The organism is Pseudoduganella rivuli (genome assembly GCF_009674485.1).
Taxonomy (GTDB): domain Bacteria; phylum Pseudomonadota; class Gammaproteobacteria; order Burkholderiales; family Burkholderiaceae_D; genus Rugamonas; species Rugamonas rivuli_B.
The window spans coordinates 399,616-414,431 of record NZ_WKJJ01000001.1; the positions used below are offsets into that span (position 1 = coordinate 399,616).

The following is a 14,816-nucleotide window of genomic DNA, read 5'->3' on the forward strand; positions in this document are numbered from 1 at the left end:
CACCTCGTCAGAATCGGATGGGGAATGCCAGAAAGATACTGATCTATATCAATAAAAAGATTGATATACATCAAAAAATTGCGACGACCGGCTGCGCCGTCGGTATTTAACACACGCCTCACGGAAAATATTGATCTGGATCATGTGTTTTTTTGTTCCATCTCGCTAAGCTGGCACTTCTATCATTAAAGTTGCCATCAATATAATGAGCCCCGCCTCCGACGGCACGCAACAAACTTGCCGAAACTGCACATGGCGCCAGCGCTGCCTGCCTGCCGGACTGGAGGGAGACGCGCTGGACCGCTTCGAGCGGACGGTTGCACGCCGCATAGGCCTTGAACGCAATGGGCGGCTGTTCAATGGCGGCGACCGCTTCGAACTGCTGTATGCGATACGGACGGGAGAGTTCAAGACCGAGTGCGCAGCCGGCAACGGCATGCAGGTCACCAGCTTCGGCATGCCGGGTGATTTGCTGGGGATGGATGGCGTCGGCACAGGGCACCATTGCGGCAATGCCATCGCGCTGGCCAATAGCGTGGTGTGCGTCCTGCCCTACGCCGATCTTTCGGCCGCCATGAACGGGCAACCGGCATTGATGCGCCAGTTCCACGCCGTGCTCGGGCGCGAGCTCGCGCGCCAGCAAGCCATGATGCTGATGCTCGGCCACGCCCGGGCGACTCAGCGGATGGCGACCTTCCTGCTGGATATGCGTGACCGCTATACGGAGCATGGCGAGAGGCCGCGCATGTTCAAGTTAAGCATGTCCCGCGAAGATATCGGTACTTATCTGGGATTGACCACGGAAAGCGTCAGTCGCCTGCTGTCGGCATTCCGCCAGTCGGGTCTGCTGCAAGTCAACAACCGCGCCATCGAGTTGTGTGATGAAACACGGCTGCGGGAAATGGCGGAGAATGGCGAGCCGCCATTGCTGCCGGCGACGTAAGGCACGGGGCCGGTGCTTGTCGGCGGCAAACCGTGCGCGGCGCTCCAGCTTACACCGATACCAGCGCCGCACGATACACACATTGCCACAATCAGACGCCGAGGCAAATAAACAATTCGTCTAAAAGAGCATGGCCTAGCATGGGATGACCTCATATCCACCAAGGGAGGCATCCATGCCATACGTCTCACGTTTATCGGTCGTTGCAGTGTTTTTATGTGGAACGGCCTGTGCCGCGGCAGCGGCCCCGCCGCGTTACCGCGTGACCATCCTCGACACGATGCATGGCGAGGCAGTCGCCATCAACAATGCCGGCGATATTGCGGGCAATCTATGGGATAGCCTGGGTAACGGGCGTGCTGTCGGCTGGTTCGGCGGCAGCAAACAAGTCTTGCCCGCTCTGTTCGAAAGCGCCACGTCGATCAGTTCGAAAGGCCATATCGGCGGTTACAGCACGACGTATTCCGATGGCGGCGGCCTCTTTTCGTCGTCGAGTGGCCTGGTTTATTACCGCGGCAACACGACCGGCGTGCCGGAGGCGTTCTCGATCGGCGATGCCGATGCGCCGTGGTACACCTACAGCAGGGTGATCGGCGTCAACGGCGCCGGCTGGGTGCTGGCCCACGGCGCCGCGAACAGCGGCAGCGGTCCCTACCTGGCGGGTGGCGGGTCGGTCAACATATTGCCCCTGGTCTCAGCCTACGCCATCAACGACCAGGGCCAGGTGGCGGGCTGGGGCTATAACGCGCAGGCGCAGGCCGAAGCCATGCTGTATGCAGGCGGCCAGGTCACCGGTCTGGGTACTTTGCCGGGCGACAGGTACAGCGCCGCCATGGACGTGAACGAGAACGGGGTAGCGGTCGGCTTTACGGAAAGCCTCGATGCATCGGGCTACACGCATAAACGTTCGTTCATTTACATGAATGGTCAAATGACGGCGCTGGGCAATCTGGCCAGCGACAACACCGCGGTGGCGCTCAACAACCTGGGCATGGTGCTGGGCTATTCCAGCGTCCAGAGCTCGAGCGGCACCATGCGCATCCCTTACCTGTACCAGGATGGCGCGCAATATGACCTGGGCAGCCTGGTGACGGACCCTAACTGGCACGTCGCCGACGTATCCGATATCAACGACAGCGGCATGATCGTGGGACAGGCGTGCAATCTTGCCGGCTGCTATGCCGCATTATTGACACCGGTGCCGGAACCGGCCGCGTATGCGATGTTGTTGGCTGGCCTGGGGTGGCTCGGATGGCGCCGCCCCCTCCCACTTCGCACCGCAGTTCGCTGAAGCGGTGCATGCCGACATAGTTAGCCGACGTCGCCCGGAAGCGTGTCCGCCACCACGTCATTGCGCAACACGCCGATGCCGGCGATCTCCACCTCGATGCGGTCGCCCACCTGGATCGGACCGACGCCGGCCGGCGTGCCCGTCATGATCATATCGCCCGGCAGCAAGGTCAAATGCCGGCTCAGATAAGCAATCAGGTACGGCACTGAAAACAGCAGGTCCGCCGTATTGCCGTCCTGGCGCACCACGCCATTGACGCGGGTGACGATGCGCAGGCAGGAAGGGTCGAGCCCGGTGACGATGGCGGGTCCCAATGGGGCGAACGTGTCGTAGCCCTTCCCCGCCATCAGGCATCCGAATTCGCTTTCGCGCCGTTGCAGCACGCGATCGCTGATGTCATTGCCACAGGTATAACCCAGCACATAATCCAACGCGTCCGCCTCGGCCACATGGCGCGCCCGCTTGCCGATGACCACCACCAGTTCGCCCTCAAAGTGGATATTCTCGCCCCAGGACGGATACACGATCGCGTCATCGGGACCGATCACGGCGGTGCTGGGCTTCATGAACAGGATCGGCAACGACGGCGTTTTCTTGCCGACTTCCTGCGAATGCGCCACGTAGTTATAGCCAAGGCCGAAGACACGCGGCATCGCCACCGGTGTCAGGATGCGCACCGCGTCCGGCGCGTCGCGCACGCCGCTGCGGCGCAGCCCCTCAAACGGCCCGGACTCCAGCCGGGCGATGCCGCCCCCCTCCTCAACGATTCCGTAATAAACCTGCTGTTGCAGCGCATACCTGATGATGTGCATCGATGCCATGGCGATCCCTGAAAGTATGTTTAAGCGATTGTAATTGCCCTTTGTATTGCTAACGTTAGCATTCATTTTACAGCGCGTCAAGAATTTCCAGGTAACGCCCATGGCTCCTCATGCTCCTTGAACTGCAGGCGAAATTTGCTGTTGACAAGCAACCGCCAATCTTGCAAGAATGTGTGCAAACGTTAGCAAACAAAAAGGAGACCAAGCATGAAACACACCCAACGTCCCGCCTGGCAGCACCCGGGCGGCCCAGCGTCCGGCGCCTCACCCGCCGGCGCCGCCGCCCGCGCGCCCCGCGTTTGCGAGGAAATATCATGAGCCTGACTTTGCTGGCCCAGTCCGCATTGGGTGGAATGCTGCATGGCGGCATCTACGCATTGCTGGCGCTCGGCCTCAGCCTGAGCTGGGGCCTGTTACGCCTCGTGAATCTGAGCCATTTCGCACTGGCGTTCCTGGGCGCCTACCTGGCCTATCACTGCGGCACCACTTTCGGATGGCCGATCTGGCTGTCCGCGCTGGTCATCCCGCCGGTCTTTTTCATCGGCGGCCTGGCGCTGCATGCGCTGCTGGTGCGCTTCCAGGTCAGCGAATTCGCCTCGATGCTGGTGACCTTCGGCGTCACGATCCTGATTGAATCGCTGATCCAATGGATCTGGTCGGCCGATTTCCGAACTTACGAGACGCCCTATGCGCAGGAATCGCTGCGCCTGGGGCCGCTGTTCGTACCGGTACTGGAACTGCTGGCCTTTACCTGTGCCGCCGTGCTGGCCACCGCCGCCTGGCTGGGACTGAACAAGACGTCGTGGGGCAAAGCCCTGCGCGCCGCCGCGCACGACGGCGCCATCGCGGCCGCCTTCGGCATCAATGCGCGCCGCCTGTCTTACCTGCTGGCCGGCCTGTGCGCCGCGTCGGCCGGCATTGCCGGCATCTTTATCGCCCTCACGTCGACCCTGGCGCCGTCACAGATCGAAGCGTGGATCGGCGTGGTATTTGCCGTGGTGATTATCGGCGGCCTGGCCAATCCGGTCGGCGCGCTGCTGGCGGGCATGCTGATCGGCGTGTCCGAAGCCATCACCATGGCCGCCGTCAATCCGGCCTGGGCGCCGCTGGTGGCGTTCTCCATCCTGATCATCCTTTTGCTGTGGAAACCAAAATGGCTCTGACCCGAAATCCCGCACTGGCTGCCACGGCTGCCATCGGCGTGCTGGCGGCGCTGCTGGCGCTGCCCTATGCCGGCCTGACTGACTTTTACCTGTCGTACCTGTATGTGGTGTTCTTCTGGATCGCGCTGGCCACCAGCTGGGGCATCCTGAGCGGCTACGCCGGCTACTGGAGCTTTGGCCATGCCGCCTTCTTTGGCGCCGGCATGTACACCACCTCGACCCTAGCCGGCAAGCTGGGCCTGCCATTCCTGCTGACGGTGCCGGCCGCCGCCGCCATTGCTGCATTGCTGGCCTGCGTCATCGGCCTGGTGGTGTTCCGCATCCACAGCCTGCGTGCCGAATTCTTCGCGCTGCTGACGCTGTCGGTCACCTATGTCCTGGCCGCGCTGATTTCCAACACCGCGCTCGATGGCGGCGCCGGCGTCTACCTCAGCCATGTTGAACTGCCCACGTTCGGCACGTCGGTACCCGGCGCGATCTATTTGATGGGATTGCTGCTGGCAGTGTCCGCACTGGCGATTTCCCGCTGGGTGCTGCACTCGCGCCTGGGCGCCGGCTTGCTGGCGATCCATGACGACGAGGATGTCGCCGAGGTCAAGGGCGTGCCAACGCTGCGCTACAAGCTGGCCGCCTTTGCTATTTCGTCGGCGCTGGCCGGGGCCGCCGGCGCGATCCAGGCCGGCTACGTTGGCTACGTTACCGTGGGCGAAACCTTTTCCATTACCGTGCCGCTGTACGTGGTCTTGATGAGCATACTGGGCGGCGCGCGGCACTGGGCCGGTCCGGCCGTGGGCGCCACGCTGATCACGGTCGCGCTGAGTTCGGTGGTGGGCGGCGCCCATGCCGAACTGGGCCGTGCCGGCGTGGCGCTGGGCTTGATCGTCGTGATCCTGGTGCTACCGCAAGGCATCGTTCCCGCCGTGCTGCGCCGGCTGGCCAGGCGCTCCGTGGCAGCGGCGGCGGAAGCGGCCCCCGATGCCGGGCTCCCCGCGCAGCCGGCTTCGGGCAAGCTGATCAACCTGGTGCCGCCACCGCCCCCCGTTACCGGCAGTGGACGGGTCTTGCTGGAATGCCAGGGCGTCGCCAAATCCTTCGGTGGCATCCGCGCCCTGCGCGGCGTCGACTTGCAGGTCAAGGAAGGTGAAATCCTGGCGCTGGTCGGTCCCAACGGTTCCGGCAAATCCACGTTGATCAACATGATCAGCGGGCACTTTGCCTTGTCCGGCGGCGCGATCCTGATGGATGGCGCCACCATTTCCGGCCTGCCGCCGCATGCCATTGCCAGCCGTGGCATCGCCCGCACTTACCAGATCCCGCGCCTGTTCGACCATCTCACGGTGCTGGAAAACGTCCGCCTGTGCGCCGCCTTCGGCTACCGCGCCGACGATGCCGACTGCAGCCCTGAAGCAGTGGCCCGGCAGTGGCTGGCGTTCACCGGCCTGGCCGACAAGGCCGACCTGCTGCCGCCCGCGCTGAACCTGCATGAACGCAAGTTCGTCGAATTCGCACGCGCCCTGGCGGCCCGCCCGCGCCTGCTGTTGCTGGACGAAGTGCTGTGCGGATTGACGCCGACCGAAGTCGACCAGGCGGTCGCCATGATCCAGAAAATCCGCGCCGGCGGCACCACCATCGTGTTCGTCGAACACTTGATGCGCGCCGTGGTGGCGCTCGCCGACCGGGTCGCCGTACTGGACCAGGGCATCTTGCTGGCACTGGGTCCGCCGCGCGAAACCATGCAAAACCCGACCGTCATCCGTGTCTACCTGGGAGCCAGCCATGCTGCTTGAAGTGAGCAATCTCGATGTCGCCTACGGCGACGCCCCGGCGCTGTGGGACGCCACGCTGGCGATCGGCGCCGGCCAAGTGGTCTCCGTGGTGGGCCCCAACGGCGCCGGCAAGAGCACGCTGATCAACACCATTGCCGGCGTCCTGCGCCCGCTGCGCGGCCAGATCCGCATGGAAGGCGCCGACGTGTCGCGCGTGCCGGGACACCGCGTGTGCGACCACGGCATCGCGCTGGTGCCGGAGGGCCGCCGCCTGTTCGGCCACATGAGCGTACTCGACAACCTGGAACTGGGCGCTTACCGGCCCGGCGCGCGCACCGAGGCGGCCGCGACCTTGCGGCACGTGTTTGAACTGTTCCCGATCCTGGGCGAGCGGCGCCAGCAAATCGCCGGCACCATGTCCGGCGGCCAGCAGCAAATGGTGGCGATTGGACGGGCGCTGATGGCGCGCCCGCGCCTGCTGCTGATGGATGAACCGTCGCTTGGCCTGTCGCCGGCGGTGGTGGACGACATGTTCCAGATTATCCGCACCATCAACCAGAGCGGCGTGGCGGTACTGCTGGTCGAGCAAAACATCAACCAGGCGCTGGCCGTGGCGCACCACGCCTATGTCATCGAACAGGGCCGCATCGTCACGTCGGGCCAGCCCGACGCACTGTTGAACAACCCACGTATCCGGGAGGCTTACCTTGGCATCTGATCCCAACCACAACGGCGTCCCATTGTTGCTGCGCCGCGTCGTCACCGGCCATGACGCCGCCGGCGAATCCATGGTCGTGCTCGACGTGGCGCCGCCACGCTCGGACGCTTTCCAGCACATCCCCGGCATGGTATCGCGGCTGGTATGGGCCACCGAAGGCGTGCCGGCGCTGCCGTTCGACGGCGCCGATCCGACGCTGGCCGTGGCCAGCATCGTGCCGCCGGCCGGCGGCACCCGTTTCCTGGTCGTCACCTTTCCGCCCGACAGCGTCTTTGCCGCGCCGGCATTCAACCCGGCCGCGGCGGCTGAAGAAAACCTGCGCATCAGCCCGGGCCTGGCGGAACGCTTTGAAGCCGATGGCATGCATGCCACCCCGACCGTGGATTACGGCATCGTGCTCGACGGCGAGATCTGGCTGGAACTGGACGATGGCCGTTCCGCCCTGCTGCGCCAGCACGACGTGGTGGTGCAGCACGGCACCCGCCACGCCTGGCGCAACAAGAGCGCGCGCCCCGCAACGCTGGCGTTCATCCTGATTGGCGCCGGCCATGGCGGCCAACCCTCCCCATTCAATACCACGTTGAAGGAAACAACATGACAGACACAACAATAGTTCGCCTGCACGGCAGGCGCGTATGGGATTCACGCGGACGGCCCACGGTGGAAGCCGAAGTCACGCTGGCATGCGGCGCCACCGGCCGCGCCATCGCGCCGGCCGGCGCCTCGACCGGCAGCGGCGAAGCGCTCGACCTGCGCGACGGTGGCGAGACGTTCGGTGGCCTGGACGTGAACAAGGCGCTGGCCGCGCTGAACCTGGTCATCGCCCCCGCGCTGACCGGCATGGATGCGCGCGCCCAGGGCGCCATCGACGCGCACCTCGTGGAGCTCGATGGCACGCCGCAGCGCAGCCGGCTGGGCGGCAATGCGATTGTCGCCACGTCGATGGCGGTGCTGCACGCGGCCGCCGCCGCGCTCGGCATGCCGCTGTGGCGCTATCTGGCCGGCGACCGCCCGGTGCGCATGCCGCTGCCGGAGGTGCAGATTTTCGGCGGCGGCGCCCATGCCGCCCGCCGTGTCGATGTGCAGGATTTCATGATCATGTGCCCCGCCGCAGGCAGCTTTGCCGAGGCGCTGGAATGGACCGCCGAAGTGTATCGCGCCGCCGGCTCGCTGATGAAGCAGGCCGGCAAGCTGCAAGGCGTGGCCGATGAAGGCGGTTATTGGCCGGCGTTCGACAGCAATGAAGAAGCGCTCGACACGCTGTTGCAAGCCATGCAGCAGGCCGGGCTGCGGCCAGGCGTCGACGCCGGCATCTCGCTCGATATTGCCGCCTCCGAATTCGGCCGCGGCGGCCGCTACAAACTGGCGCTGGACCAGCGCACGCTGGACAGCGAACAAATGATCGCCATGCTGGGCCGCTGGCTCGACAACTACCCGATCCTGTCGATCGAAGACCCGCTGGCGGAAGACGATGCCGCCGGTTTTGCCCGCTTCACGGCGGAATATGGCGCGCGCTGCCAGATCATTGGCGACGATTTACTGGTGACCAACGCCGGACGCGTCGCCGCGGCCGCCGCGGCCGGCCACACCAACGCGGTGCTGATCAAACCCAACCAGGCCGGCACCGTCAGCGAAGCCCATGCCGCGCTGACGGCCGGCAAGGCGGTGGGCTTTGGCACGATCGTGTCGGCCCGTTCCGGCGAAAGCGAAGACGTCACCATCGCTCACCTGGCGGTGGGCTGGGATGCCGGCCAGCTGAAAGTCGGTTCGTTTGCCCGCTCCGAGCGCATGGCCAAATGGAACGAAGTGCTGCGCATCGAAGAATCGCTGGGGAGCGCGGGGCCGTTCAGCGGCTGGGGCGCGCTACCGCTGAAAAACCGTCCGCAATGAATCCCGCCGTCCACCATACCAACGCCACACCAGGAGCATCGCAATGCATACCATCCACTTGATCGGCATCTCCGGCAGCCTGCGCCAGGGTTCGTCCAACACCGCCGTGCTGCGCGCGCTGCAGGAAGCCCTGCCGCCATCGGTCAGCATGACCCTGCTGCCGCTGGACGACGTCCCGCTCTACAACCAGGACCTCGACACCGCCGAGCCGCCGGCCGGCGTGCGCGCATTCAAGCAAGCCATCGGCGCCTGCGACGGCATCGTCATCTGCTCGCCCGAATATAACTTCGGCATGCCCGGTGTCTTGAAAAATGCGCTGGACTGGGCTTCGCGCCCGGCGTTCGCATCGCCGCTGAAAGGCAAGCCGGTGCTGCTGATGACCGCCTCGCCCGCCTTCACCGGCGGCGTGCGGGCCCAGGCGAACCTGCGCGAAGCGCTGTCCGGCACCCTGGCGCGCGTGCTGGCGCGCCCGCCGGTGGTGATCGGCGCGGTGCACACGAAAATCACGAACGGCCGCCTGACCGATGCGGCCAGCCTGGACTTCGCGCTGGCCGCCGTGCAAGACCTGGCGGCGGAAGTCCGCCTGCTGCGCGGCGCGGCGGCCGCATAAGCGCCATCACGCACGCATCCTATTCATCTCCACTTTTTTGCGAGGAACCTATGCTACCCGAAGTCAACCTGCGCCCGCCCTTCAACATCACCCGCGCCAGCCACGTGGTGCTGCACGTGGCCGACCTGGCCCGCAGCCGGGATTTTTATGCCAACATCGTCGGCCTGGTGGTCTCCGACGAAGCCGACGGCATCTGCTATCTGCGCGGCCTGTCCGAAGCCTGCCACCACAGCCTGGTGCTGGTGCAGTCCGCAGGCCAGGCCACCTGCAAGCGCATCGGCTTCCGCGTGTTTTTAGAGGAAGACCTGGACCTGGCCTACGCGTTCTTCCAGGCCGAGGGCTTGCCCGCCGAGTGGGCCGACGTGCCGTACCAGGGCCGCACCCTGCACGTGGAAGATCCGTACGGCACCAAGCTCGAACTGTGCGCCACCATGGACACCCGGCCCCGCATGCACCTGGAAATTGAAAAGTTCAAGGGCGCGCATGCCAGCCGGCTGGACCATTATCAAATCTTTTCGCCGGACACTTACGCATCCTGCGCGTTCTACAGCCGCCTGGGCTTCCGCAACTCCGAATACCTGGCCCATGGCGACCGCCTGCTGGGCGCGTTCATGTACCGCAAGGGCACCTGCCTGGACCTGGCCATCGTGGAAAACGACGGCCCCTGCCTGCACCACTTCGCCTACACGGTCGCGGAATCGCACCAGATCTTCACCGCCTGCGACCTGGCCGGCATCCATGGCTATTCGACGGCGGTCGAGCGCGGCCCGGGCCGCCACGGGCCGGGCGGCATGCTGTTTGTCTACCTGCGCGATCCCGATGGCCACCGCGTCGAATTGTTCAACAGCCATTACCAGACCATCGACATCGAAATCGAACCGGTGCGCTGGGATGCGGCCACCCTCAGCACCAACGTGCGCTGGGGCTTGCCGGCGCCACGCCGCTGGTACTTCGAGGCGACCCCGTTTGAACATTCGGATTTGATCGCCACCCTCAACCGCCCCAATCCCGAAACACTGGAAAGCTATGTGGCCAAGCTTTCCGCCCACTTCTGAACCATCAACCCAACCCTACAAAGGACACCCCTATGGCACGCGTCAAATACCTGCAGCGCTCGGACTTTTCCGGTAGCGAGGACGCCCTGTTCGACCGACTGGAACGCGAACGCAAGGTTCCCACGGCGAATATTTTCCGCGCCCTGGCCCATGCGCCGCTGATCCTGGACCAGTTCCTGTCGTACGCCAACGCGATCCGCGCCTCGGAAATCAGCCCCAAGCTGCGCGAACTGGCCATCCTCACGGTCGGCCACTGCACCGATTCGGAGTACGAGATCGCGCACCACCAGTCGCACGGCTTAAAAGCCGGCATCAGCCCGGAACAGCTGAAGGCCATTGGCCAGTTCGAGCACTCGCCGCTGTTCAATGAAGAGGAGCGCGCCGTAATGGCGCTGGCGCGCGAATCCACGCAGCGGGTCAACGTCAGCGACCACACGTGGAACCGGGTTGCCGCCTTCATGAATGAAAAGCAGCTGGTCGAACTGGCGCTCAACGTCGCGTGGTACAACTCGGGCGTCCGCATCATGGGCGCGCTCGGCATCGAACTGGAAGCGTCCTACCGCTGAAGCGGACCACCCTGGAGGAGACCATCATGCAAAACAATCACCACCATCAGCGGCAGCGCCGCGCGGTGCTGGCCGGCGGTGGCGCGCTGGTGCTGGCTTGCTGCCTGCCCGGCATGGCGCGGGCCGCCGGCGGCGCGCCAATCCGGGTCGGCGCATCGCTGCCGCTGACCGGGCCATTGGCCGCCGTGGGCGGCATCCATAAAATTGCCGCCGAAGTGTTCATCGAACTGATCAACAAGCGCGGCGGTTTGCTGGGACGCAAAGTTGAACTGGTATTGCTGGACGACCAGTCACAGCCCGCCAACGCCCGCACACTGTACGAGCGCCTGGTGACGTCGGAAAAAGTCGACCTGTTGATGGGCCCGTATGGTACCGGGGCCATCATCGCGGCCATGGGCGTGGCGCAGCGTTTTGGCAAGCTGTTCATCCAGAGCAGCCTGGGCGATCCCAACCTGGCGCCCTACGCGATGCAATTTCCCGCGCTGCCACTGGGGCCGGACCCGCGCATTGCCGATACCGAAGTCTTGCTCGATGCCTATGCCAGCACGCCTGCGCCGCCGAAAACCATTGCCTTCGTGACCAGCAAATTCCCGTCAGCGCTGGACCTGGCCAAGGGCGGCCAGGAAGTGGCGGCCAGGCGCGGGCTGAAAACCATCCTGTCGCTGGAATACGAGTTCGGCACGCGCGACTTTGGCGGCATCGCTGCCCGCATCAAGGACGCCAATCCCGACTTGCTGTGGTCCGGCGCGATCGGACTGGAAGCCAGCCAGTTGCTGGACGCCATGAAACGCATCGATTACCAGCCGCCGCGCCAGTTCCACCTGTTCCCCGCGCCGGGACCGACGGTCGCCAACCAGAATGCCAACGGCCTGACCAGCCTGACCTGGTTCGAAGGCCACGCGCCGTTTTCGCAGTATCCGGGGGCGGCTGAATTCATCGCCCTGTATACGGATCGCGCCAAGGCGGCCGGCTTGCCCTGGCCGCAAGTGGATTACCAGGCCGCCGCGGAATTCGCCGCGTGGCAGATCCTGGAGGCTGCCGCCACCGCCGTGGGGCGTCTCGACGAACCGGCCATGGCCGCGTGGCTGCGCAAGAACCAGGTGCAAACCGTGCTGGGTCCGCGCAGTTTTGACGGCAAATTCAACAGCGGCGCCGCCGCCACCAAGATCAAGCAAGTCCAGAACGGCAAATGGGTCACGGTCTGGCCAGCCAGCTTCCGGCCGCAGGGCGCGGGCTTCAACGCGCCGTGAGCTTGACCGATTCACCAATCAACACCTTACCAAGAGAGATTATGATGGAAAAAATGATGGTTGCAGCCCGGCTGCACGCACTGGGTACGCCGATGTCGCTGGATACGATTCCGGTGCCCAAACCCCGGCCGAACGACGTGCTGGTGAAAGTCAAGGCATGCGGCATCGTGCCCAACATGGCCAACGTCATCAACAACTGGCCGACCTGGTTCCCGCACCAGCCACTGGCCAAATTCCCGGCGATTTTCGGCCTGGATGCCACGGGCGTGATCGAGGAAGTGGGCGAGGCCGTGATCAACGCCAAGCCCGGCGACCGCGTCTATGTCAGCCCGCTGCGTTCGTGCGGATCCTGCCGCGCCTGCCGCGCCGGCAACCGCAGCCACTGCCAGTACTACACGCTCAATGGCTACTTCAGCACCAGCCGCGACGGCCAGCGCATCTTCGACCTGTATCCGTATGGCGGCTTCAGTGAATACATGACGGCGCCGGAGTATTCGCTGGTCAACATCCCGGACAACCTGAGCTTCGAACAGGCTGGCCGCTTCGGTTACCTGGGCACGTCGTATGGCGCGCTGAAGAACGCCAATGCCGGACCGGGCCAGGTGGCGCTGATCGACGGCATCACCGGCACGCTGGGCGTGGCCGCCACCGTGCTGGGGCTGGCGATGGGCCTGTCGCGCATCCTGGGCACCGGCCGCGACGAACGCCTGCTGCAGCGGGTCAAGGCGCTGGCGCCGGACCGGATCGAAGTCATGCGCCTGGGCGAAGGTTCCACCGGTGAATGGGCCAAGGCCATGACCGGCGGCGAAGGCGCGGATTTCGCCATCAGCGCGCTGGGCGCCAAGGCGCCGGCCGCCACCATGCTCGATTCCATGAAGGGGGTGCGCCGTGGCGGCCGGGTGGTCAATGTGGGCGGCGTGGCGGAAGATTTGCCGATCGACGTCAAGTGGCTGATGGATGAACAAATCCAGCTGATCGGTTCGAACTGGTTCACCACCGCGCAGGGCCAGGAGATGGCGGAGATGGTGCGCACCGGCACGATCGACTTGTCGTACCTGGAACACCGCAAATTCGCGCTGGCCGACGTCAATGAAGCGATTTCCGGCCTGAAGGACCGCGACGGCGGCTTCAGCAACTACGTTGTGATTCCTTAAGCATTACGTCCTGCTCCCCGCCTGCGGCCGCATCATGCGGCCGCAGGCGTTTCCGGCGTCGTGGCGGGCTGGCCGGCTTCGGCGCACCAGCCGACCGCGCGCCGGATCGCGTCCGGCTCGGGCAACGGCAAACGGCTCGCCACACGCCCGGCCAGCCAGCGCCGCACTTGTTCCTTGCCCGGCCGGGCCGGCAGCACGCCCTCATCCGCCGCGCTCCCCTGCGCCGCCAGCGCGGCCTGCATCGCCGCATATTCCGCCTGATTCCCCGTTTCCATCTCACCCTCCATTGAACCTGTGCCGCCCCAAACAAAGCGGCCTTCCGGACTGGTTCCTGTCACGCGGCCTGCTGCGTGGCAAGGACCGGCCCGGAAGGCCGTGGTCACGCTGGCGGCGCGGGTCAGAACGCGTGCATGATGCCGATTTCCACCCCGCGCGAATTGGCGCCGGCCACCGCGCCTGGCGGTGTGCCCACCTTGAAACTGGCCTTGCCGCTATTGCTCAAATGCGAATATGTGCCGTACAACGCGGTACGTTTGGACAGGTTGTACACGTAGCCCAGCGCGGCCTGGTTGGCATCGTTGGCGTCGGTGCCGGCGCCGGACGCGTTCGCGTGCTGGTAGCTGGCTTTGATCAGCCCGAGGCCGACCGGCACCGTGACGCCCAATTGCCAGCTGGTTTGCTTCAGCGCCCCATATTGCGCGCCATTCAGCAACAGCATGACTTTCGCCACACCGGCGTCGTACGACAGGCCCGCGTTCATCAACTTGAATGGGGTCGATGTCGCGGTGCCGGTGTGCGCATAGGCCACGGCGGCATTCCACGGACCGGACTGGTAGCCGATGCGCGCGCCGCCATAGCGGTTGCCGGCGACGCCTTCGCCCGGCGCCACCTGCACCTGGCCATACCAGCCGCCCTGGTTGGCCGGCAAGTTGTAGCTGACCGCGTTATCGGTGCGCAGCAACGTGGCCGCGCCACTACCCAGGTTGGTCACCAGGTTGAAGCTGGCGCCCACGCCGACCGCGCTGAACGGGTCAAACACGGCCAGGTTGTAGAAGGTGGGATTCAAGTCGCGCCCCAGGCGCAGTTCGCCGGCGCCGGTGTACAGGCTGACCGTGGAACGGCGGTGCCACAGCTTGCCGGACGGGTACATGGCGCCGGTGTCGGCCACCGGCGCCATTTCCAGCCACGCGCCGGCGCGCAAGCCACTGCCGAGGTCTTCCTCGACGCGGAAGCCGAGGCGCGAATTCTGCATGCCGTCGGTGGCCATTTGTGTCGCCGAAACGCCGCCCGTGCTGACCGATTTGAGGCTGACGTCGAGCAGGCCCCACATCGTGATGTTGGCTTGCTGGGCTTGCGCGGTGACGGCCAGCGTCGCCATGGCGACCGCGGCGGCCGCTTTGCAAAGAGTGGTATTCAAGATGTCTCCAGGTATTTTTTTTGTGATCGAAAAGGTCACGCCGGGAGCCGATCACCCTGCCCGGCATGGTACGGGAAATTCTGCAGGACGCTGCGCATTCAGTGCTATCGTTAGCATTACTTTCAGCATAGAATTGTTTAAAGCGGATGTCAACTGCCTTTATTTATCGGAT

At 64.9% G+C, this 14,816-nt stretch carries 15 protein-coding genes; 12 read left to right on the forward strand and 3 right to left on the reverse strand.

What is annotated here, in order from left to right:
* The first annotated feature begins 205 nt into the window (after positions 1 to 205).
* Together GJ700_RS01530 and GJ700_RS01535 are read left to right on the forward strand one after the other, a co-directional pair.
* A complete protein-coding gene (locus GJ700_RS01530) occupies positions 206 to 943 on the forward strand; it encodes a helix-turn-helix domain-containing protein (RefSeq protein WP_154370881.1) in 738 nt (245 codons plus the stop codon).
* A gap of 175 nt (positions 944 to 1,118) precedes the next feature.
* Positions 1,119 to 2,234: a PEP-CTERM sorting domain-containing protein gene (locus GJ700_RS01535; protein WP_195763742.1), complete on the forward strand. Its 1,116-nt coding sequence runs from the start codon at positions 1,119 to 1,121 to the stop codon at positions 2,232 to 2,234.
* A gap of 20 nt (positions 2,235 to 2,254) precedes the next feature.
* Here GJ700_RS01535 and GJ700_RS01540 read toward each other — a convergent pair whose 3' ends face one another.
* Positions 2,255 to 3,055: a fumarylacetoacetate hydrolase family protein gene (locus tag GJ700_RS01540; RefSeq protein WP_229506727.1), complete on the reverse strand. Its 801-nt coding sequence runs from the start codon at positions 3,053 to 3,055 to the stop codon at positions 2,255 to 2,257.
* A gap of 314 nt (positions 3,056 to 3,369) precedes the next feature.
* On the opposite strand from GJ700_RS01540, the gene GJ700_RS01545 reads away from it, so the two are divergent.
* Genes GJ700_RS01545 through GJ700_RS01590 form a run of 10 tightly spaced genes read left to right on the forward strand, consistent with a single transcriptional unit; the run spans position 3,370 to position 13,227 of the window.
* A complete protein-coding gene (locus GJ700_RS01545) occupies positions 3,370 to 4,218 on the forward strand; it encodes a branched-chain amino acid ABC transporter permease (protein WP_154370883.1) in 849 nt (282 codons plus the stop codon).
* Positions 4,209 to 6,005 carry a branched-chain amino acid ABC transporter ATP-binding protein/permease gene (locus GJ700_RS01550; RefSeq protein WP_154370884.1) on the forward strand — a complete coding sequence of 599 codons (1,797 nt, stop codon included), beginning with the start codon at positions 4,209 to 4,211 and terminating at the stop codon, positions 6,003 to 6,005. Before GJ700_RS01545 ends, GJ700_RS01550 begins: the two co-directional genes overlap by 10 nt.
* On the forward strand, positions 5,995 to 6,702 hold the full coding sequence (locus GJ700_RS01555) for an ABC transporter ATP-binding protein (protein WP_154370885.1): 708 nt from the start codon (positions 5,995 to 5,997) through the stop codon (positions 6,700 to 6,702). Before GJ700_RS01550 ends, GJ700_RS01555 begins: the two co-directional genes overlap by 11 nt.
* Entirely contained in the window at positions 6,692 to 7,300 is a 609-nt protein-coding gene (locus GJ700_RS01560) for a cupin domain-containing protein (protein ID WP_154370886.1), read from the forward strand. Before GJ700_RS01555 ends, GJ700_RS01560 begins: the two co-directional genes overlap by 11 nt.
* Positions 7,297 to 8,592: a phosphopyruvate hydratase gene (eno, locus tag GJ700_RS01565; RefSeq protein ID WP_154370887.1), complete on the forward strand. Its 1,296-nt coding sequence runs from the start codon at positions 7,297 to 7,299 to the stop codon at positions 8,590 to 8,592. Before GJ700_RS01560 ends, eno begins: the two co-directional genes overlap by 4 nt.
* A 43-nt stretch (positions 8,593 to 8,635) precedes the next feature.
* Positions 8,636 to 9,202: an NADPH-dependent FMN reductase gene (locus tag GJ700_RS01570; protein ID WP_154370888.1), complete on the forward strand. Its 567-nt coding sequence runs from the start codon at positions 8,636 to 8,638 to the stop codon at positions 9,200 to 9,202.
* Between the two features lie 50 nt (positions 9,203 to 9,252).
* Entirely contained in the window at positions 9,253 to 10,257 is a 1,005-nt protein-coding gene (locus GJ700_RS01575; RefSeq protein WP_154370889.1) for a VOC family protein, read from the forward strand.
* Between the two features lie 32 nt (positions 10,258 to 10,289).
* Positions 10,290 to 10,823 (forward strand): carboxymuconolactone decarboxylase family protein, encoded by a 534-nt coding sequence (locus GJ700_RS01580; RefSeq protein ID WP_154370890.1) that lies wholly within the window; start codon positions 10,290 to 10,292, stop codon positions 10,821 to 10,823.
* Positions 10,824 to 10,849: 26 nt separating this feature from the next.
* Positions 10,850 to 12,073 (forward strand): amino acid ABC transporter substrate-binding protein, encoded by a 1,224-nt coding sequence (locus tag GJ700_RS01585; RefSeq protein ID WP_229506728.1) that lies wholly within the window; start codon positions 10,850 to 10,852, stop codon positions 12,071 to 12,073.
* A gap of 53 nt (positions 12,074 to 12,126) precedes the next feature.
* Complete coding sequence (locus tag GJ700_RS01590) at positions 12,127 to 13,227, forward strand: alcohol dehydrogenase catalytic domain-containing protein (protein ID WP_229506729.1); 1,101 nt, start codon at positions 12,127 to 12,129, stop codon at positions 13,225 to 13,227.
* A 32-nt stretch (positions 13,228 to 13,259) separates the two neighbouring features.
* On the opposite strand, the gene GJ700_RS01595 is transcribed toward GJ700_RS01590, so the two are convergent.
* Entirely contained in the window at positions 13,260 to 13,502 is a 243-nt protein-coding gene (locus tag GJ700_RS01595) for a hypothetical protein (RefSeq protein WP_154370891.1), read from the reverse strand.
* Between the two features lie 122 nt (positions 13,503 to 13,624).
* Positions 13,625 to 14,644, reverse strand: coding sequence for a porin (locus GJ700_RS01600; RefSeq protein WP_154370892.1), 1,020 nt, complete (start codon positions 14,642 to 14,644; stop codon positions 13,625 to 13,627).
* Positions 14,645 to 14,816 lie beyond the last annotated feature (172 nt).